Origin of the sequence: Streptomyces virginiae (assembly GCF_041432505.1) — a bacterium.
Taxonomy (GTDB): domain Bacteria; phylum Actinomycetota; class Actinomycetes; order Streptomycetales; family Streptomycetaceae; genus Streptomyces; species Streptomyces virginiae_A.
In genome coordinates this window covers 8,418,705-8,438,142 of sequence record NZ_CP107871.1, presented here as the reverse complement: position 1 = coordinate 8,438,142, position 19,438 = coordinate 8,418,705, and the positions used below count along the sequence as shown (strand labels likewise).

The window sequence follows — 19,438 nt, the reverse complement described above, 5'->3', positions numbered from 1 at the left end:
ATCAGGGGGCGACTCACACTCGGGGGCGCTTCGAGATGCGGGCGCACGGCAGTCCTGGTTCGCTGAATCCGCCCGCTCTCCCCCACAGATCCGAGGAGCGAACATGAGCGTTTCAGGTGAGTCCCGAGGCCGGTCCCAGCAGATGCGCGCCAAGGCGAAGGAGCTGAACGACGCGGCCGAGCGGTCCACCGACCCGGAGGAGCGCCGCCGGCTGAAGGAGAAGGCCCGCCGCCTCCAGGAGCAGAGCGAGCAGGAGGGCCGTATGGACGACCGGGGCATGGACCCCATGTAGCCCGGCCTCTCCCCTCCCCCCTTTCCCCACGCACCGGCCGGTGTCCGCCGCGATCCCCCGTCGCCGCGGCCACCGGCCGTTGCGCGGTCATCGACCCCGGACGTCTGCGCCGTCGTCTCGACAAGATCCGCGAACGATCGCGAGCGGCCGCGACCGACCGCATAGGCTGCTGCCCCGGACCGCCTTACCCCAGGAGTCACCCGTGGCACGCTCGCTCGACGGCCTCGTCTTCGCCCCCGTGGCCGACCAGGCCCCCGGACAGGTCGGCCGGCAGACCCGGTTCGAATACCACGAGCAGGACGACCGCGTCTGGGCCGAATACCGTGGCGGGGACGTGGCCATGGGCCACCTCGTCGGCACCCGGGCCGGCCGCACCCTCGACTTCCGCTACGTCCAGCTCCGCCTCGACGGGACGACCGCGTCCGGGCATTGCACCTCACTCCTCACGGAACTGCCCGACGGTCGCCTGCGGCTGGAGGAGACGTGGACCTGGGAGTCGCAGGAGGGCAGCGGCACGAGCGTGGTCGAGCAGCTGCCCCACTGAGCACAGGACGAAAAAGCCCGCCGCCCGAACAGCCGACCGACATAACATGATCCGCTATGCAGACCCCGCCGCGTCGTCCCGTCCTCGTTGATCCCGACGAGGTACTCATGGCGCTGGCGCGGAACGCGCGACTGCCGGTTCCGCTCCTGCGGCGGCTGCTTCACCACCGTGGAGCCCGCGACGAAGCGGCCAGGTGGCGGAGCGATCTGACGCAGCAGCTGGCCGAGGAGATCGACGCACTCGGTCACGGCGGGGCGACCCACGCGCTCGCCTGCAACCCGGACCTTCCGGTCGGGATGAAGCGCAGGCTGGTACGCGGCGATGACGCCGCGGTGCGCTCGGCGCTCGCCGGCCGTGACGCGCCCCTCCCCCGGGACCTGGTCGAGGCGTTCGTCGCCGACCGGTCCGCGCAGGTACGTCAGGCCGCCGCGGCCAACCGGCGGTCGCCGTCCGATCTGCGGGCCCGCCTGGCCACCGATCCGGACCCCGCGGTGCGCGCCGAGCTCGCGCAGTGGTGGACCGAGGCCCCGGAGGAAATCCGCCGCACCCTGCTGACCGACACCGATGCCACGGTCCGGGCGGCCGCCTGCGCGACCTACTTCCGTCGGCTGCCCCACCCCGTACCGCCCGCCGATCTCCATCCGGCACTGCTCGCCGACCCCGTGACCCGGGCGGGTGTGGTGGCCCACCTCGACCTCGATCCGGGGACGGCACACCGGTTGGCGGCCGACGAGGACCCCGATGTGCGCGGCGCCCTCGCGGAGCACCCGGAACTCCCCGCGGATCTGGTGGCCCTGCTGGGGCGCGACGAGGATCCGATGGTCCGCGTGAAGGTCTTCCTGCGGAAGGACACGGCGGAGAGCCTGCGCGAGGTGATCCATGCCGGCCTGTTGGCCGGCTCGGAGAAGACGAGGATGGACCCCTTCGACGCGGACGAGGAGGACGTCTTCTGCTCCATCGCGATGATGGAGCTGCGCATACGCATCGTGGTGTGGGTGTTGGAGGATCCTCTCCCCTACGTCGATTCCCCGTACCCGGCGTTCCGCCGCTCGGCCGCGGCTGCCGGCGACGCCCTGCCGCGGACGGCGATCGCCCGCCTGTTCGAGGACCCCGACAGCGAGGTCCGCAAGACGATGGCCGCGGCCGTGTCCGTGCTCGACCCGGACACCGCCGAACGCCTTGAGCGTGCGCACGAGGAGAACCGCAAGTGGCCCGGCAGCCCGGCCGACAACGCGGTCTTCCCGCCCGAGACGATGCGTCGGTTCGCCACCGATCCGGATCCCAGGATGCGCGCCCTCGCCCTCCGGGACCCCGAACTGCCCGCCGAGTTCGTCGAGCGCCTCGCCCGGGACGACGAAGCCCGGGTCCGCCGCGAGGCGGCCGCCCACCCGAACCTGCCGGCCCCGTCCCTGCTCCTGCTGCTGGGGGACACCGATTTGCGCACGGCCCGGGCCGCGGCCGGCTCTCCCCAACTCCCCCACGAAGCCATGGAGGCGATCCTCGCCGTCGCGGAGCTGTGAACCGTACGGGACGGGTTCAGAGCATGATCAGCAGACGCGTCCTGGGCTTGAGCTTCCGGTTCACCGAGCGGCTCTGCACGTACACCTCCAACTTGGGATTGTGCCCCGCCTTCACGGAGACGGTCCCCTGGATGCCCGTACCGAAGAGGAGACTGCGTGCCGCGTCGCCCGTGTACGCACGGTCGGTGTCCTTCTCGACCACGATGACCTCCTTGTCGGCCTGTACCTGGACCCGGGTGCCCAACTGGTAGTAGCAGGATCCGCGTTCGTAGGTGACGCCCGGATGCGAGTCGACGAAGGACCGGATCCCGACCTCCTCGTCGACCTTCAGGAGGCGGTACTTGTCGGCCGGGACCGGTTCGAGGTTCGCCCGTACGTCGTCGACCGAGATGTCCTGACCGACCGCGAACAGGTTCTTCGTCCCGCGCACCCCCTTCTCGCGGCCGCGCAGGAAGCTGGTGGCGGCGGCGCGGACGGTGCCGATCGCCTCCTCGACGCCTTCCTGGGAATCCGCGTCCCAGATGGCGATGTTGCCGGCCGGGAAACCGTAGTTCTGGGCGGTCCGCTTGGCCAGGGAGTTCGGAACGAGGATCGCGGACGTCCAGTGACCCGGAAGCGCACCCATCTTCGCGGCGATCCTGTCGAGCCAGGGCCCGAGTATCGCCATGTCCCCGTCGTGCCGCCGGTCCCCGCCGGAGGCGTTCTCCTCGCCGTCCGTCACCACGATCTGGAGGAAGCTGTGCTCGCCGTACTCCTCCCAGATGTGGCCCAGGTCGTCCAGCGACTTCAGCGAGGCTTCGATGAGCGCCGTCGCGCCGTTGTTGACCTTGTACAGACCCCGCATGGACGGCAGGTGCTTCACGTCCATGTCCCAGACCAGATTCTCCACCCGGTGGTCGAAGGAGTAGAGGCTGATCCGGGTCTCATGCCCGAGACTGTCCGACTCCGCCTTCAGTCCGGCCACGAACTCATCCACGACGCGGATCAGTTGACCCTGGTGCTGACGCATCGAACCGGAACAGTCCACGACCAGCGCGACGTGGTTCACCTTGTGCTGGATCCTGTTGGCGGACATGATTCTGCTCCTTCTCCGAAGCTCCCCGAGTGATGTCTCCACACTAGGAGCAGCCACTGACAACGCCCCTGACGAGCGGCGGAGGCCGATCTGGTCGCCGCCGAGGAGAGGCTCGGTGTCCGGCTGCCGGCGGCGTTGCGTGAGGCGTACCTGCTGTTCGGCCGCCGTCGAGACCTCACTGGCTCCGCGACTGCCGCTGACCACGGCCGAGGCCCGGCCCGGCCCGGTAGTGTGATCGCCCGACAGCAGCCCTTCCTTCGGAAATGAAGTTCAGGATGCACATCCTGGAAGACCTGTCCCGGCTCTCCGAGCGCGCACAGGACCTGTTGCGTCGCACGGGCCGGCGGGAGCGGCCGACTCCGTTCGCGTTGCCGACAGAGCTCTGGCGCGTGCGGGATCGTACGGGGAAGAGCGTCCCCGCCCCCATCGAGCTCATCATCCGACTCGAGGGATTCGAGCAGAGGTTCGGGGGCCTGCGCTACGTGGTGCGCCGCAGTCGGCTGATCGGCGGAGAGCGGTACGAGGGCGCCCGCGAGTGGGAGTACAACCACCTCGGGGTGCGGACGGCCGCGTGGCAGGACCGCCGGAGGGGTGGCTGGTACGTCGAATGGATCGGTGAGCACGTGTCGAAACCGTGCCGGGACCTGATCCACACCGATGGCGGCGTGGGCACCGACATCAACGGCAGCAGCCCCTACCTCCCCCTCGCCCCTTCCGTCCCGCACCTGATCGAATCGCATGCCCTCGCCGACAGCGTCGCCGCGTGGAGGCCGTGGCCCGTCGGCGGTCCGACCGCCGAGGCCGTCGTGCTCCTCGACGGCCTGGTGGACGTGCCCGAAGCCTCCTGGGGTCCTTCACGATGGCGGCTGTCGGACGGCGTCGCCGTCATGGATGAGGACACGTGGGATCCCCAAGACCCCGGGCGCCGGACGCTCGTGTGGTCGCGCGACGAAGCCGGACACCGCCAGGTGCGGGAAGCCCTGGACGCGTCGCGCCGCCGAGCGGGGCCGGTGGCACGACCTGGGGTTTCGTGACCGGCCGCGGTCGCGGCGCCTCCACCGGCTTCTTCTGCGGTGGAGGCGACTTCGGCGGGTAGCTCGGTGGCAGCTTCGGCCCCTTGGCCTGCGGACCGGTCAACTCGTCCTCCTCGCGGCGCGGAACGGCGGGTTCACCATCGTGGCAGGCTCCCCCCACCTTCGGGCGGGAATCGTCCGACCGGACGCCGTTCTCAGAGTCGGACGTTCCAGTCGACCGAGGAGCGCAGGGTGCGCTTCACCTTGGGGTCGCGCACCGACGGGGTGCGGTCCTCGGCCGTGACCGTCAGACGGTGCGTGCGGAAGTCGAAGAGCCACAGTTCCGCCACCGAGACCTCGGTGCGGCCCTCGAAGCGCCTCAGCTCCCGACCGTCGAGGTACCAGCGGACCACGGGCTGCCGGCCGTCCGCTCCGGACAGCTTCGGTACGGAGACCTTCGCCGTGTGGCGCAGCCGCAGGGTGCGGTCGGTCGGGGTGAGCGGGGTGGCGATCCGGGCGTGCTGGTAGAAACCGGCGATCATCGACTCGACACCGGGCAGGTTGAAGGGCTTGCCCAGGACCCGCATGAGGGAGTTGTCGGTGGGCCGGTACAGCCCGGTCACGAAGTAGTTGCCGCCCTCGTACGCACCGACCGTGCCGCCGTCGGGTGATTCCTCGCCGAGCCAGCGGTACCACTTGGCGCGCTGCGCGGCCATGCGGTCGGCCGGCAGGGCCGAGCTGTTGGATTCGCCGGGCTCGGGGCCGGCGTACTTCTCGTACTCCGGGACGCCCGCGTAGAAGTACTCGTCGGCGAGCTTGCCGAGGGAGTGGCCGGTCTCGTGGATGGCGACCTGGCCGGACTTCGGGTGACCGGCCGAGGCCGTCGATATCCCCTCGTACCCCAGGGTCGCGCTGGGCTCGTTGTAGCCCGCTCCGCCGTACTTGGCGCTGTTGGCCAGGACGATGACGAGGTCGGCGGCGGGGGCCTTCGCCACGTACGCGTCCACCTTGGGCTGGTCGATGCAGAGCAGCCGCTCGATGTCCTCGCACCAGAAGAAGGAGCCGAGGGCGGTGTCGCGGACGGTGGCCGGGTCGGGGTCGCCGGAGACTCCCGAGTCGTGCGAGACGGCGTCGACCGTCCAGACGTTGAAGAGGTTCCGGTACGTGGTGTAGGGCTCGACGGCGGTCACCTCGGCCCATTTCTGCTCGGCGTCGGTGTGGAACCGGGCCAATTCGTCGGCGGTGTACCCGTCTCCGATGACCACGACGTCGAGGCGGTCGGCCGTGGAGCCGTTGTCGATCATCTTGGTGACCTGACCGTCGGCCGACCGCTCCGCGGGGGACAGTCGGCTCGTGGTCTTGGCGGGGCTGCCGGCGGCCGGTACCCGAGCGTGACCCGATCCGGCGTCACCACCGTGCTCCGGCCCGGGGATCTCGACCTCGATCCGCTGCTTCGCCGGGGCGTCGGCCGCGTCGGCGGGTCCGGCGGCCACCAGCGCGGCGGTCGCGCAGACCATCGCGACGGCCGCGCGCACCGCCGTGCGCACGGCCGGTCGCCGGCCCGAGTCTCTGACTGGATCCATGAAGTACTCCCCCGGGAACGGAAGTTAAGCAGCTTGTTAAGTGCAGTGAATCGGTTGCTTAAACTAGGGGGCGAGCGGGGCGTGCGCAATGCCTGCTCCCCCTGAATACTGGGGAGTTCGAACCACCAGGGGGAATCCATGGACGAACCGGCCCGGATCGGCCGCAGGGTGCAGCGCATGCGCGGTGAACTCGGTTTGACTCAGAGGCAGTTGGCAGAGCCCTCCTACACCTCCGCCTACATCTCCACACTGGAGTCGGGCAAGGTCCGGCCCTCGGAGACGGCGCTGCGTTTCCTCGCCGCCCGCCTGGGCACCTCGTACGAGGAGCTCGCCACCGGCCGCCCCGCCCACCTGGCCACCGAACTACGGCTCGCCCTCACCGACGCCCAGCAGACGCTCGCCACGGGTGCGGCCGACGAGGCCGCCGCGCGCTACCGGCGGCTGCTCACGGAGGCCGAGGAGCTCGGGTTGGTCCCCGAGCAGGCGGAAGCCCGGCTCGGGCTCGGTGAGTGCGCGCTGGAGTCCGGTGAACTGCTCGACGCGATCGGCCACTTCGAGGTCGTGGAGCGCCTCCTCGCCGATGAGCCGCTGCCCCGCCGGGCCCGCCCGATCCGCGGCCGGGCCGTCGCGCACCTGCTCGCCGGTGAGCTGCGCTATGCCTGTTACCTCCTCGAATCCACCATCGACGAGCTGGGTGCGAGCGGGCTGGCGGATCCCGAGGCGTTGGTGCTGCTCAACGCCGCGATCATCGGGCCGTATCTCGACATGGGCGCCCACGCCCGGGCCGCCCGCGCCGCCGAGCTCGCGCTCGCACTTGCTCCGCAGGTCAGCGACCCGGCACTGGTGGCGGGCATGCACCGGCAGGTGGCCCGGACGTTCCTGGCCGGGGGCCGCGTGGCCGATGCCGACGCCTCACTGGCCAAGGCCCAGGAGATCTACGGGCAGCTACGGCTACGGACCGATCTGGCCCACTGTCACTGGATGCGCGGGTACGTACTCGCGCAGAACGGCGATCTGGCTTCGGCCGAGCGGGAGTTGCGGATCGCCCGGGACATGCTGTCGGCTCGTCGCGCCGGGCTCTACACGGCGCAGGTGGAGGTCGAGCTGGCCGACGTACTGCGCCGGCTCGGCCGCTACGAGGAGGCCGCCGGACTCCTCTCGGCGCTGCTGGAGCTGGGGGACAGTCACGGCGCCGTGCACGCGGGCGGCGCGCACCGGCTCCTCGGCCTGATGGCCGAGGAGCGCGGTGAGTCGGAGGCCGCCGAGGAGCACTACGTCCAGGCGCTGGCGCTGCTGGAACGCAGTGGGGCGACCGGCGATCTCGCGGACCTGTGCCGACTGTTGGGCGATCTGCTGCGGCGTACGGGCCGGGTCGAGGCGGCCATGGACGCGTACCGCACGGGCCTGGGGCACCGGGCGGCGCCCGGCACCACCACCCTGGGCCCGGCGCCCGCCGCACCCGCCCTGCGGCCCGCCCGGGTCAGTGGTTCTCGGTGGGCTGCAGGTCCCGCGGAATGAGGGTCCAGGTCGTGGCCGCCGCGGCGACCGCGAGTACGGCGGCCAGCAGGAACGCCGGGGTGATCGCCAGGGTGTAGGCGTGCGAGGCGGTGTCGAGCAGGGCCTGGCCGACGGCGCCGCCGATGCGTTCGGCGGTGTGCGCGGCCTCACCGACGGAGCCCTGTACGGCGGCGGTGCTGGGGCCGTCCAGCTCCAGGGCGGGCAGGTTGCCCCGGTAGAGCGCGGCCGCGGTGGAGCCGAGGACCGCGACGCCCATGGCCGAGCCGAGTTCGTAGCAGGTCTCCTCGATGGCGGCGGCGCTGGAGACCTCGGCCGCGGGGGCGGCGGAGACCAGGGTCACCGAGGCCACGGTGGTGGCGAGGCCGGCGCCCAGGCCCATCACGGTCAGGGCGGCGGCGAAGGCCAGGTAGCCGAGGTCGGTGAACTGCTGGAAGGTCCAGGGCAGGGCCATGCCGACGGCGAGGACGACCAGTCCGGCGCCGAGCACGTGGCGGATGGCGAAGCGGTGCATCAGCGAGGGCGCCATGATCGAGGCGACGATCAGCGCCAGCGGGGCCGGGAGCAGGCGCAGTCCGGCCTCCAGCGGGGTGTAGCCCTCGCCGTACTGGAACCACTGGGTGACGAGGAACAGGATCGCGCCCATGCCCACCATGGGCAGGAAGATCGCGGTGGCCGCGACGCTGAAGGCGGGCTTGGCGAACAGCCGTACCTGCAGCAGCGGATTGTCCAGGCGCAGCTGGCGGCGTACGAAGACGGTCAGCAGAGCGGCGGCGATCAGGAGCAGGGCCCAGGGCAGCGGGTCGGCGATGCCGCTCTTGCCGAGCTGCTTGATTCCGCCCGCGAGGGCGAGCATGCCGACGATCGACTGGCCGACGCCCCACCAGTCCCAGCTTCCGGCGGCGCGCGGTGAGCGCGATTCGGGCAGGTAGCGCAGGCCGGCCGCGACGATGACGGCGGCGACGGGCAGGTTGAGGAGGAAGGCGGAGTGCCAGCCGAAGTCCTGGACCAGGAGTCCGCCGACGACCGGACCGAAGGCCATGCCGCCGCCGAAGACGGCCGCCCAGACGGCGAGCGCGAAGGCCCGCTCCTTGGCGTCGGTGAAGACGGTGCGCAGGATGGACACGGTGGAGGGCATGATGGCCGCGCCGCCGATGCCGAGCAGGGCGCGGGCCGCTATCACGTGCCAGGCCTCGGTGGAGAACACGGCTATGAGCGAGGCGAGCGAGAAGATGCCGAAGCCCGCCATGAGCAGCCGCTTGCGGCCCCAGCGGTCACCGAGCGCACCCGCGGTGACCAGCAGTCCGGACAGGGCGAGCGCGTAGACGTCGATGATCCACAGCTGCTGGACGGCGCCGGGCTGGAGGTCGCCGACGAGCGAGGGGAAGGCCACGTTGAGGATCGTGGTGTCCATGGAGATGAGCAGGAGGCTGCCGGAGAGGATCGCCAGGACGATCCACCTATGGGGGGCCTGCGCGGGGGTGTGCATGAGGTTCCGTTCAGAGGTGCGCCGTTGCGCACGGTGGAGAGGAGGCTTCAGGGCGCCGGAGCGCCGGCGGGGGGCTGCGCGAGCGGCCGTGTCCCGCTGAGGAAGGAGGTCAGCACCAGGTGGCCGATCTGGCGCGGGGCGAAGTGCCCGTCGCGGACGCCCTCGGCGGCGGCGTCGAGCAGACCCCAGAGCGAGTACCAGATCCAGTACGGCGGCAGGTCCGCGCGCAGTCGGCCCAGCCGCTGACCGAGCGCGAGGAAGGCCACGGCCTGCTGGTCCTGCCGGTCCACGCCGGCGCGGAACTCCGGGTCCGCGAGGACGGTGGCGTCGCGCGAGGTGAAGCCGTAGAGGTGTGCGGCGGGCATCAGGGCGACGACCAGTTCCTCGATGGCGGCGTCGAAGGCGGCCGCGTCGGCGCACCGCGTCAGGTCGAGGGGGGCGAGGCACCCGTCGACCACCTCGATCGCCCGGACGGCGACGGCCTTGAGCAGGGCCTCGCGGGTGGCGTAGCGGCGGCTCAGTGTGGCGCGGCTGGTGCCGATGCCGGCGGCGATCTGCACCATCGAGGCGCTGTGATCGCCGGCGAGGACGCGGGCGGCGCCGTCCAGCAGTTCTTCTTCGTTCACCATCAGTGAGCCTCCTTCGCCTCGGACGATACAAGATTGTCTCATTCGAAGCAAAGAGCACTCACAGGCGGACCTCTATTGAAAATGGCAATCATTTCCGTATACTGCCTGCATGGCACGCAACGAAGTACGCCCGATCGTCAAGCTCCGCTCCACCGCGGGAACCGGCTACACCTACGTCACCCGCAAGAACCGGCGCAACGACCCCGACCGCATGGTGCTGCGCAAGTTCGACCCGGTCGCCCGTCGGCACGTCGACTTCCGCGAAGAGCGCTGACCCCACCCCCGGCCCCTGACCCCGCCCCCACCTTTACGAAGGAGCGCACCGTGAAGCCCGGAATCCACCCCGCCTACGGCCCCGTCGTCTTCCGCGACAAGGCCGCCGACTTCGCATTCCTCACCCGGTCGACCGCAACGAGCGACCGGACGATCGAGTGGGAGGACGGCCGCACCTACCCCGTCGTCGACGTCGAGATCTCCTCGCGCAGCCACCCCTTCTACACCGGCACCGCCCGCGTCCTGGACACCGCCGGCCGCGTCGAGCGCTTCCAGCGCCGCTACGGGAGCACGCGGTGACCCTGCCCGTCGTCATCGTCGGCGGGCTCCACGGCGACGCCCGCCGCGGCGCGGTGCAGGAGCTGCTGGCCGCCGTACCGGGCAGCGTCGCCCTCCACCACGACCTGGCCACGGCGACCGAGGGGACCGTACGGCGCCTGGTGCGCGACGCCTCGGGCGAACTGTCCCGGGGCGAAGCCCCGCTCGTGAACGACTGCGCGTGCTGCGCGCTGCGGGCGGATCTGCTCCCGGAACTGTGGCGGCTCGCCGCGGACGGGCTGACCCGGCTCGCCGTCGTCGAGCTGTGGGACTCCGTCGAACCGCGCGCCATGGCCGAGGTCGTGGCCACCCACGGCGGTGAAGCCCTCGACCTCACCAATGTGATCACCGCCGTCGACCCCGCCCTCGTCCTGCCGTACCTGGCCAACGGGGACGACCTGGCGCAGGCGGGGCTCGCGGCGGCCCCCACCGACCGGCGGACCGTCGGGGACACCTGGGCCCGGCAGCTCGAGTACGCCCCCGTCCTCGCGCTCGTCGACAGCCCGGAGGCGGACGACGAGAACCGTGCCCTGCTGGCGCAGCTGCACCCGACGGCCCGTCGGGTGGCGACCGGGTCCGGTGAACTCGCGCGCGTGGCCTTCGCCGGTTTCGACACCGCGGCGGCGGCCGCCGCCCAGCATCCGGCGTGCGCGCTGCTGCCGCAGGACGCGGACGAGGCCGGGGTCGCCACGCTCGTCTGGCATCGTCACCGACCCTTCCACCCGGAACGGCTCTACGAGGCCCTGGAGGACCTCGCCGCGGCGGCCGCCCGCAGCCGCGGCCGCTTCTGGCTCGCCGACCGCCCCGACACCCTGCTGGCCTGGGAGGCCGCGGGCGGTGCGCTGTGCGTGGAGAACAGCGGCCCGTGGCTGGCTTCGCTGCCGGACGCCGCGTGGGAGTTGGTTACTCCCGCGCGCAGGGCGGCCGCCGCGCTGGGCTGGCATCCCGAGCACGGCGACCGTTGCCAGTACCTGACCTTCACCTCACCCGACCTCGACCGCGAGGGCCTGGTGCGGCTCCTCGACTCGTGCCTGCTGACCGACGCCGAGTTCGCCGCCGGGCGGGAAGCGTGGAAGCGCCTGCCGACCGCCTTCGGCGCCCTCCTCGACCCCGTCTCCTGACGCCCTGAGCCCAGGGCGTGCATCGAAAAGTATTTCCTAGGAGATCGTCAGGCTGCCCGGCTACGGTGCGGACATGGCGAATTACGTGCTGGTTGCGGGTGCACGGCTCGGGGCGTGGGCGTGGGGCGAGGTGGTGCCGTATCTGCGCGCGGCCGGCCACGGCGTCCATCCGTTGACGCTGTCCGGTCTTGCCGACAAGCAGGGTGTACCGGCGGGGCAAGCGACTCACGTCCAGGACATCGTCGCCGAGGTGGAACGCCAGGGTCTGCGTGACGTGGTCCTGGTGGGTCACAGCTACGCGGGCATCCCGGTGGGTCAGGCCGCGGAGCGGATCGGTGACCGACTGGCCCGCGTGGTGTTCGTCGACTCGAGTGTTCCGACCGACGGCGAGTCGTTCGTCTCCGCCTGGCCGGACGGCGGGGCGGCGGTGGAGGCATCGATCGCCGAGAGCGGAGGGTTCTGGCCGCTCGCGCCGGCTGCTCATTACGACGGCGAAGGTCTCACCGATGAGCAGATCGCACGCCTCGTGCGTGGCTCGACGCCTCACCCGGGTGCCACGCTGACCGAGCCCGCTGTGCTGTCGGGGCCGCTCGGTGAACTTCCGGCGACATACGTCCTGTGCGTGATGCCGGGGGCCGAGCCCGACGACGCCGAGCCCGACGAAGAGGTGGCCGAGCTGCTGAACAGCGAGCGCTGGCGGCTGGTCACGATGGACACCGGCCATTGGCCGATGTTCTCCCGGCCGCGCGAGCTGGCGCAGATTCTCCTCGGTGCTGCCGTGGAGTGAGAGCACCTCCATGCCTGCGGGCCGGTTTCGGACGCGCGGCCGGCCCGGCCCGATGCGGGGCACGCGGACCTTCCTCAGCACGGGTTCGAACTGCGGCGAGTCGCTTGGGGACACAGGCCCTAGTCGTCGCCGGTGCTGCGGGCGCGGGCTCCTGAGCGGGTGCGGCCCGCGGTCTGGGCCCGCTGCGGGTGGCGGCGTACGTACTCGTGCTCCAGCTCGTTCATCCGCTTCGTATGGGTGACCAGAGCGTCGTCGGACCCGTGCAACAGGGTCTCGTGGCGCGTGCGGTGGATGGCCTCCAGCTCCTTGAGCAGCCGGCCCTCCTCCAGTTTCTGCGCCGACGGACCGCCGTCGTGCTCCGTCATGGCACGTGCACCTCCTCCACCGGGCCACGGGATCACAGTGGGCTTACCTCCCCGGCCACTCCATCATGCCCCGCACCACGGGAGGGGGCCTCCGGGGCCGGACGTGCCGCGCGGAAGGTACGGCGGTAGGCGTGGGGCGAGACGCCGGCGGACGCTGACCTTCGCCTGCGCGGCCATGTCGGCCAGGGTCACCGGTTCGCCGAGCCGCTCCAGGACCCAGGCACGTGTGGGCGCGGCGCGAGCCCGACCAGGCCGCGCTGCGCGCGGTGGCCTCCCTGGTCGAGACCGACCGACTGCGGGCGGACCCGGGGAAAGATCGCCCCGTCCGTGGTCTGACACGTCGCGCCATGGCCTGACCGGTCGTAGGACGCGGCCTGACATCCCGTCGGACGTGACCGTCTGCCGGCGTTCGCGACCCACCAGGGTGAGTAGACACTGTCTACTCACCCTGGTAGACAGTGTCCATGGACCAGGAGAGACCGCTCCGGGAGCGGCTGATCGACGTAGGGGTGGAACTCGTCCTGAGCGAGGGCGCCGGCGCTCTCGGGCTACGGGAGATCGCCCGCCGGGCGGGGGTCTCGCACGGGGCGCCGCGCCGGTACTTCCCCACCCACCAGTCCCTGCTGTCGGCGATCGCCCGGCGCGGGTTCGAGGATCTCGGGGTGCGCATCGCGGCGGTGGCCGGCGCGCCGGAGCTGTCCCCGCGGGAACGGGTGCGGACGATCGGGGTGGCGTACGTCGGCTACGCGCTGGAGCACGCGGGGATGTTCTCGCTGATGTTCCGGCACGACCTGCTGGACAGTACGGGCCAGGCGCCCTCGCAGGGGCCACGGCTACGGGAGTCGACGCTTCCGATGTTCGAACTCCTCGTCACGCTCGTCCGCCGCTGCGGTGCGGCCGAACCCTCCGTCACCGCGGCCGCGTTGTGGGCCAACCTGCACGGCGTGGCGCAGTTGTGGCGCTGGGGCAGTCTGCAGCTGGCCCTCGGCGGCGCGCCGGTCGACGGCGTGGAACGGCTCGTCGGTGCCGCCGTCGACGCCCACCTCGGTCCGGAGCCCGTATGAGGCAGCGGATCCCACTGCTCGTCAGCGTCGCGGGAGCCATGCTCGTCGCGCTGGACGGCACCGTGCTGACCATGGCCCAGCCGAGCCTGCGCCGTGATCTGGGGGCCGGTGTGGCGCAGGTCCAGTGGACCAGCACCGCCTATCTGCTCGCCGTGGCCGCGTTCCTGGTGGTCGCCGGGCGCCTCGGCGACCGGTACGGGCACACCCGGTTGCTCTTCGTCGGTGTCCTCGGCTTCGCCGCGGCCTCGGCCGGCATCGTGTTCGCCCCCGGCGTGGGCTGGGTCATCGCGCTGCGCGCCGCGCAGGGCGTGTTCGGCGCGCTGCTGCAGCCCGCGACGCTGGCGCTGCTGCGGCTCGCGTATCCGCCCGACCGGCTCGCCACCGCGGTCGCCGTGCGGACCGGTGCGATCGGCTTGGCCGCGGCGGCCGGTCCGCTGCTCGGGGGCCTGCTGGTCGCGCGGTGGGACTGGCGGGCGGTGTTCGTGATCAATGTGCCGGTGGCCCTGGTGATCGCTGCACTGACGCTCGCCGTACGGGCCCCCGCGCCGCCGCGGGCGGAGCGCGGGCGGTTGGAGTTCGCCGGCGCCGCCCTGCTCGCCGCCGCCCTCGCGGTGTTCGTGCACGCGCTGGTCGGCGTGCCCGCGTACGGGTGGACCGCCACGCCCACCGTCCTCGGCTTCGGCGGTGCCGTCGGGCTCGCGGCCCTGTTCGTACGCCGCGAGCGGCGGGCCGCGCAGCCGTTCGTGCCGCGCGCCGTGGCCCGGTCCACGGCGGTGACCGCCTCGATGGGGCTCCTGCTCATCGTCTCCGCGGGCATGTTCGGGGCGCTGTTCACGGCCACGTTCCAGCTCCAGGACGTCGAGGGGCTGGACCCGCTCGCGACCGGCGTACGGGTGCTGCCGCTGACCGCGCTGATGGTCGCGGGGGCTCCGGTGGCGGGCCTGGCGCTGCGCAGGTTCGGGGCGCGTCGGACCGCGCTGGTGGGTACGGGGCTGGTCGTCGCCGGGATCGCCGGGCTGGGATCGGCGTCCCCGGTGGCGTTCGGGGTGCTCGGCGCCGGGTTCACCACCGTCATGGTCACGGCCACCGGGGCGGTGGTCGGCGAGGCCCCGGCCGGATACGCGGGGGTGGTCGGCGGTCTCAAGCAGACCGCCATGAACGTCGGCCCGGCCCTCGGGATCGCGGTCGCCGCGAGCACCGCGGCGCACGGCTCGTCCTCGGCCGCCCCCGCCGTATTGGCCGCGCTGACGGCCGTGGGACTGGCGGTGGCCTCACTGCTGCCCGACGGCGCGCGCCCGGCAGCTGCGGGCGACCTCGTCGGCGAAGACGAGGGCGGGCTGGGCGAGGGCGGCCCAACGGCGGACGGCCCAGCCGACCGTGAGCGGCGGCAGGGCGGGGATCGGCACGAGGCGCAGCGGGCCGTCGGAGCCGGGGACCCGCCAGCCGGGCAGCGCGGGCACGACGGCGTGTCCGAGGCCTAGTTCGGCGAGCAGGAGGGCGGTGTCCCAGTCGGCCACGCTGGTGTCGGAGCTGACCCGGATGCCGGATTCGGCGAAGGCGGCGTCCAGGTGGGCGCGGGAGGCGGAGTTCTCGGGCAGCCGGATGTGCCGGATGCCGGCGAGGTCGGCGGGTTCGATGCGGGGCCGGGCGGCGAGGGGGTCGTCCGCGCCGACGGCGAGCACCCAGGGCAGTCGCATGACGGGACGCAGCTCGATGCCGCGGACCGGGCCGCCGATGGTGATCCAGGCGAGGTCGAGGTCGTCGGCGGCGAGGGCGTCGAAACAGCTGCGGCTGGAGTTCTCGGTCTGGAACTCCAGGCTGACCTCGGGGTGGCTGCGGCGGAAGCTGACGACGGCCTCGGACATGAAGTGCCGCACGGTCGTCGCTCCGGTGGTGACGCGGACCGTGCCGCCACCGCCGCGGACGAGGTCCTCCACGCGGCGCAGGGCCCCGTCGAGTCCGGCGATGCCGTCGGCGGCGGCCGCCTGGAGGATGCGGCCGGCCTCGGTGGGTACGACGCCCCGGGCATGGCGCTCCAAAAGGCCTGCGCCGGTGTGCTTCTCCAGGCGGCGGACGTGCTGGCTGACGGCCGATTGGGTGCAACCGAGGTCGCGTGCCACGGCACTGAGGCTGCCGGCGCGGCAGACGGCCACGAACACACGAAGATCATCAAGGGTCACTCGACCCAAGATATCGCTTGGGGGTGGGGAGCAAATCGGAGGATTGACTTGGGTGTTGGGTGGGATCAAGATCGATGCAGGGCCCGGGCGGCAACCCGGCGCCCGCCCGCGCCACGGGGTCCGGAACCCAGGCTCGGGCGGGGCAGGGTGCCGACCCGTCCGGCCCGCCCGACCCACCTTCACGGACCGGAGGGACACGCCGGTGTCCGATCACGTCGTCGCATGGCTGCGGGAGCTCGGCGCGAGGGAGATCGCCCACCCGGGCGGGACCCTCCTGACACATCTCGAACGGGTGGAGGCCCTCCTCGGCTCCTGGGGGGCGCGCCCCGCGCTCCGCCGGGCGGGCCTGTGCCACGCGTTCTACGGGACGGACGGTTTCCCCACCGCCCTGTTGCCGCTCGCCCGGCGGGCCGAACTGGCCGCGGTGATCGGTGACGAGGCCGAGGAGATCGTGTACGCGTACGCCGCCTGCGACCGCGTGGCTTCGTACCCCACGCTCGCCTGTGAGGAGGCGGCCTACCGCGACCGGTTCACCGGACGCGTCCACTCCCCCGCCCCGTGGCTCCGGCGGGACCTGGCCGAGCTGTCCGCGGCCAACGAGCTCGACCTCGCGCGGATCGATCCCGCCTTCCGTGACGCGTGGGGAGCCGAACTCCGCTCCCTGTTCGAGCGGTTGAGCGGACTGCTGAGCGAGCCGGCCCGACGGGAGTGCCGGGCCGTGCTCGGCGACGGGGAGGTGTGAGCGGTCAGGGGGCGGGTCGGCCGGTGAGGGTAATCTCGGCGACGCTGCTCCAAGGGCCGCGGCCGCCGGCCTCGGTCAGTGCTCTCAGGCGGAGGTAGCGGCCGTTCTTGGGGGTGAGGGCCGTGGTCTTGGCGGCCGGGGTGTCGGCGAAGGTACCGGTCGCCACGGGCGGCCCCCAGTCGGTGGTGCTGTCGGAGACGTAGACCTCGTAGCCGCCGATCCGACCGTTGACGCCGCCGTCCTGGCGGGGCAGGTGGCCGAGGCCGTCGACCGCGTAGCGGGCGCCGAGGTCGATCCGGATCTCGTGCGGGAGCGGGGCGGGCGTGCCGGAGGACCAGGCGGTGTGCCAGATCGTGGTCGGGTTCCCGTCGAAGGCGTGCGCGGCCGCGCCGTTCTCGGCGGTGGTCTCCTGGCTGTCGGCGTGGACCAGGGACCAGGCCGAGCGGTCGATCGGGGTGGCCGCGGGCAGTGTTTCGGCGGCGGGAAGGCTGGTTCCGCCCGCAGAGACGGTGAAGGCGCCCGCCTTGGTTCCGGTCTTGATCCGGAGCACTCCGGAGCGGTCCGCCGGGTCGAAGTACCAGCCGGACGCGGCGGCGTCGTAGGCGGCCTTGGAGGCCAGGCCCGGGACGGGGGCTCCGTCGATCGTGACGGTGGCGGGCGCGGTGGCCACGTGCAGGGTGAACTCGTAGCCGCGGGAGGCCGGTTTGCCGGTGTAGCTGCCGGTGGGGGCGCCCACGGCGACGGTGACCGCGCCGGAGCCGGCCGTCGGGGCGGTGACGTCGACCCGCTGGCGGGCGTAGGCACCCGACCGGTACGCGCGGGTGCGGCCGTCGTCCTCGTAGAGGGTGAAGGAGGAGGTGCCGCGCGGGTGGATGTCGTAGGTGAGGGTGTCCACGGGCTTCTCGCCGGTGTGGTTCATCTGCGGCCACATCGGCACGACGGCGCCGCCCTTGACGAAGAGCGGCAGGGTGTCGAGGGGGGCACGGTATCCGTTCAGCCACCCCGGGCCGGCGTACGTGCGGCCCGTCCAGTAATCGGTCCAGGTCCCGGCGGGGAGGTAGATGCCGTCGCGTACCGAGGTGTCGGAGACGACGGGGGCGACGAGGAGGGAGTCGCCGGCCATGAACTGGCCGCTGGTGAGGTTGCCGCGGGCCACCGGGTCGTCGGGGTACTCCAGGACCATGGCGCGGGTGCTGGGGACTCCGCTCTCGTGGGCGATGCGGCTCATCGTGTACAGGTACGGCATCAGCCGCATCTTGAGCTGCAGGTACTTGCGATTGATGGACAGGTACGGCTCGGCGAACCGCCAGGGCTGTTTGTCGTGGTAGCCGGCGGACGGGTTGGTCGCGCCCCAGCCGGACATGGTCATGAAGGCCGGGGTGAAGGCCTTCCACTGGAGGTCCCGGGTGTAGGTCTGCGGGCTGCCGCCGAAGATGCCGTCGATGTCGCCGGCCGCGTAGTTGAGGCCGGAGAGGCCCGCGCCGGTGATGGCGGGGACGTGCCAGCGCATGTCGTCCCAGGTGCCGTACGTGTCGCCGGTCCAGACGACGGCGTTGCGCTGGGTGCCCGCCCACCCGTCGACGGTCCAGACGAAGCGGCGGGCGTCGGAGTTCTTCTCGATCCCGTCCACGGCCTGCCGCACTCCGTCGAAGGCGTACTTGTAGCCGCTGCCGATCCACGCGACGTCGGTCTTCACGCCCCGGCTGCCGGCCGTGCCCACCTCGTCGGCGATGGAGCCGAGACCGGTGGAGGTCCACAGGCCCGTCTGGAAGCCCTTGGCCTTCAGGGCGTCGACCGTCGACTTCAGGGGTGCGGTGTAGCCGCAGCCGTAACCGTCGTTGGGCAGGAACCAGCCCGAGGGCATGTCGGCGGCCCGGGCGTCGGCCGCGTAGCCGACGACGTCCGGGGTGTTCTGGTGGCGGAGGCGGTTGTGGTCGCCCTGGTAGTCGGGGTTGGAGGCGTTGAAGCAGTCGGCGTTGCCGAGCTCGAAGCCCCACATCGGCGCCATGAACGGCTTTCCGCTGACGTCGGTGTACGCGTCGAGCACGGACTTGAGGGAATCGCCGGTGAAGTACCAGGCGTCGAAGCGCTTCTCGTCGTGGGTGAGGGTGGTGGGCGAGTCGAAGCCGTAGGAGCCCGGGGCCCAGGTGTTGCGCATGACGCCGTAGCCGTTGGTGGACATGTAGAAGGGGGCGGGGCTGGCGTTGTCGTTCTCGCGCCACTTGTTGTCGACGGCGATCGGGACGGTCTTGCCGCGCAGCGCCCACTCGCCGAGGCGGAGGCCGGTGCCGTAGAACTGCTCGTCCGCGCCGCGGGCCAGGTACTGGGTGGTCCGGCCGCCGGTCCAGCTGGTGGGCCGGCTCTCCTGCCAGACGGGGGTGGTGTTGTCGGCGCGGAAGACGGAGAACCGCAGGGGCTTCTTGTCGACCCGGATGGAGAGCGATCCGGTGGTGATCCGGTAGTACGCGCCGGCGTCCGAGTAGCTGCTGGTCACGGGTCCGAAGTCGGTGGTCGGGGCGAGGTCGCTGCCGGCCGGGTCGTCGGTGAAGGACCCGTCGGGCGAGAGCCAGAGGCGGAAGATGTCGGCGCGGGCGACCACCACGCGGGCCTTGGCACCGCTGGAGGCGGTGACGGTGAACGTGTTCCCGGATCGGGTGAATCCGGTGACGTCGCCCGCCGTCGCCGTGGCTCCGGCGGCTCCGGCGGGGGTGGCCGAGGCGGGTAACGCGACCGGTCCGGCGCCGGCCAGACCCGCCACGGTGAGCGCGGCGGCGAGCAGGGCGGCGGCCGGGGTGCGTCGCCTGCGGCGATGCCGCACCGTTCGAACTCGGCTGCCTGACGGGCCTTGCCGACCCTGGCTCCTGCGGATGCTGGGCAGTCTCATGGGGCAGCTCCTCGTGCGGTCCGGGACACGGACACAGCTCCTTG

The 19,438-nt window shown here is 72.1% G+C and carries 19 protein-coding genes and 1 pseudogene; 13 read left to right on the top strand and 7 right to left on the bottom strand.

What is annotated here, in order from left to right:
- The first annotated feature begins 103 nt into the window (after nucleotides 1-103).
- From OG624_RS38920 to OG624_RS38910, 3 genes are all read left to right on the top strand, one after another.
- The gene (locus tag OG624_RS38920; protein WP_030718106.1) at nucleotides 104-292 is read left to right on the top strand and encodes a DUF6381 family protein; all 189 of its coding nucleotides are present in this window, start codon (nucleotides 104-106) and stop codon (nucleotides 290-292) included.
- 202 nt (nucleotides 293-494) lie between these two features.
- Nucleotides 495-836, top strand: coding sequence for a hypothetical protein (locus OG624_RS38915; protein ID WP_033216591.1), 342 nt, complete (start codon nucleotides 495-497; stop codon nucleotides 834-836).
- 56 nt (nucleotides 837-892) lie between these two features.
- Entirely contained in the window at nucleotides 893-2,356 is a 1,464-nt protein-coding gene (locus OG624_RS38910; protein ID WP_371640567.1) for a hypothetical protein, read from the top strand.
- A gap of 16 nt (nucleotides 2,357-2,372) precedes the next feature.
- Here OG624_RS38910 and OG624_RS38905 read toward each other — a convergent pair whose 3' ends face one another.
- Nucleotides 2,373-3,431: a vWA domain-containing protein gene (locus OG624_RS38905; RefSeq protein ID WP_033216590.1), complete on the bottom strand. Its 1,059-nt coding sequence runs from the start codon at nucleotides 3,429-3,431 to the stop codon at nucleotides 2,373-2,375.
- 275 nt (nucleotides 3,432-3,706) lie between these two features.
- On the opposite strand from OG624_RS38905, the gene OG624_RS38900 reads away from it, so the two are divergent.
- A complete protein-coding gene (locus tag OG624_RS38900) occupies nucleotides 3,707-4,465 on the top strand; it encodes a hypothetical protein (RefSeq protein ID WP_371640566.1) in 759 nt (252 codons plus the stop codon).
- A 194-nt stretch (nucleotides 4,466-4,659) separates the two neighbouring features.
- Here OG624_RS38900 and OG624_RS38895 read toward each other — a convergent pair whose 3' ends face one another.
- Nucleotides 4,660-6,027, bottom strand: a complete 1,368-nt coding sequence (locus OG624_RS38895; protein WP_078909081.1) for a M64 family metallopeptidase — start codon at nucleotides 6,025-6,027, stop codon at nucleotides 4,660-4,662.
- Nucleotides 6,028-6,165: 138 nt separating this feature from the next.
- On the opposite strand from OG624_RS38895, the gene OG624_RS38890 reads away from it, so the two are divergent.
- A complete protein-coding gene (locus OG624_RS38890; RefSeq protein ID WP_033216588.1) occupies nucleotides 6,166-7,545 on the top strand; it encodes a helix-turn-helix transcriptional regulator in 1,380 nt (459 codons plus the stop codon).
- Here the strand turns inward: OG624_RS38890 and OG624_RS38885 are convergent.
- Complete coding sequence (locus OG624_RS38885) at nucleotides 7,508-9,031, bottom strand: MFS transporter (RefSeq protein ID WP_033216586.1); 1,524 nt, start codon at nucleotides 9,029-9,031, stop codon at nucleotides 7,508-7,510. The genes OG624_RS38890 and OG624_RS38885 overlap by 38 nt on opposite strands.
- Nucleotides 9,032-9,078: 47 nt before the next feature.
- Entirely contained in the window at nucleotides 9,079-9,660 is a 582-nt protein-coding gene (locus OG624_RS38880; RefSeq protein WP_033216584.1) for a TetR/AcrR family transcriptional regulator, read from the bottom strand.
- Nucleotides 9,661-9,769: 109 nt separating this feature from the next.
- Here OG624_RS38880 and rpmG point away from each other — a divergent pair, with 109 nt between their 5' ends.
- The 4 genes from rpmG (at nucleotide 9,770) to OG624_RS38860 (ending at nucleotide 12,159) form a co-directional block, all read left to right on the top strand.
- Nucleotides 9,770-9,934 (top strand): 50S ribosomal protein L33, encoded by a 165-nt coding sequence (gene rpmG, locus OG624_RS38875; protein WP_030718078.1) that lies wholly within the window; start codon nucleotides 9,770-9,772, stop codon nucleotides 9,932-9,934.
- A 50-nt stretch (nucleotides 9,935-9,984) separates the two neighbouring features.
- Complete coding sequence (locus OG624_RS38870) at nucleotides 9,985-10,233, top strand: type B 50S ribosomal protein L31 (protein ID WP_033216582.1); 249 nt, start codon at nucleotides 9,985-9,987, stop codon at nucleotides 10,231-10,233.
- Nucleotides 10,230-11,372, top strand: a complete 1,143-nt coding sequence (locus tag OG624_RS38865; protein WP_371589580.1) for a GTP-binding protein — start codon at nucleotides 10,230-10,232, stop codon at nucleotides 11,370-11,372. The genes OG624_RS38870 and OG624_RS38865 overlap by 4 nt, the downstream gene beginning before the upstream one ends.
- Nucleotides 11,373-11,445: 73 nt before the next feature.
- Nucleotides 11,446-12,159 carry an alpha/beta fold hydrolase gene (locus OG624_RS38860; RefSeq protein ID WP_033216578.1) on the top strand — a complete coding sequence of 238 codons (714 nt, stop codon included), beginning with the start codon at nucleotides 11,446-11,448 and terminating at the stop codon, nucleotides 12,157-12,159.
- Between the two features lie 119 nt (nucleotides 12,160-12,278).
- Here the strand turns inward: OG624_RS38860 and OG624_RS38855 are convergent, their stop codons facing one another.
- On the bottom strand, nucleotides 12,279-12,524 hold the full coding sequence (locus OG624_RS38855; RefSeq protein ID WP_033216576.1) for a DUF6158 family protein: 246 nt from the start codon (nucleotides 12,522-12,524) through the stop codon (nucleotides 12,279-12,281).
- Between the two features lie 224 nt (nucleotides 12,525-12,748).
- On the opposite strand from OG624_RS38855, the gene OG624_RS38850 reads away from it, so the two are divergent.
- The 3 genes and pseudogenes from OG624_RS38850 to OG624_RS38840 form a co-directional block, all read left to right on the top strand.
- Entirely contained in the window at nucleotides 12,749-12,880 is a 132-nt protein-coding gene (locus OG624_RS38850; RefSeq protein WP_371640565.1) for a hypothetical protein, read from the top strand.
- 108 nt (nucleotides 12,881-12,988) lie between these two features.
- A complete protein-coding gene (locus OG624_RS38845) occupies nucleotides 12,989-13,588 on the top strand; it encodes a TetR/AcrR family transcriptional regulator (protein ID WP_371589579.1) in 600 nt (199 codons plus the stop codon).
- Nucleotides 13,585-14,898, top strand: a pseudogene (locus OG624_RS38840) (MFS transporter); the annotation flags it as partial. The gene OG624_RS38845 and the pseudogene OG624_RS38840, both read left to right, overlap by 4 nt.
- Here OG624_RS38840 and OG624_RS38835 read toward each other — a convergent pair.
- Nucleotides 14,860-15,768 (bottom strand): LysR substrate-binding domain-containing protein, encoded by a 909-nt coding sequence (locus tag OG624_RS38835; protein WP_371640564.1) that lies wholly within the window; start codon nucleotides 15,766-15,768, stop codon nucleotides 14,860-14,862. The pseudogene OG624_RS38840 and the gene OG624_RS38835 sit on opposite strands and share 39 nt — an antisense overlap.
- Before the next feature lie 202 nt (nucleotides 15,769-15,970).
- Here OG624_RS38835 and OG624_RS38830 point away from each other — a divergent pair, with 202 nt between their 5' ends.
- Complete coding sequence (locus OG624_RS38830) at nucleotides 15,971-16,510, top strand: DUF6817 domain-containing protein (protein ID WP_371640563.1); 540 nt, start codon at nucleotides 15,971-15,973, stop codon at nucleotides 16,508-16,510.
- 4 nt (nucleotides 16,511-16,514) lie between these two features.
- Here OG624_RS38830 and OG624_RS38825 read toward each other — a convergent pair whose 3' ends face one another.
- Entirely contained in the window at nucleotides 16,515-19,328 is a 2,814-nt protein-coding gene (locus OG624_RS38825; protein ID WP_371640562.1) for a TIM-barrel domain-containing protein, read from the bottom strand.
- Nucleotides 19,329-19,438 lie beyond the last annotated feature (110 nt).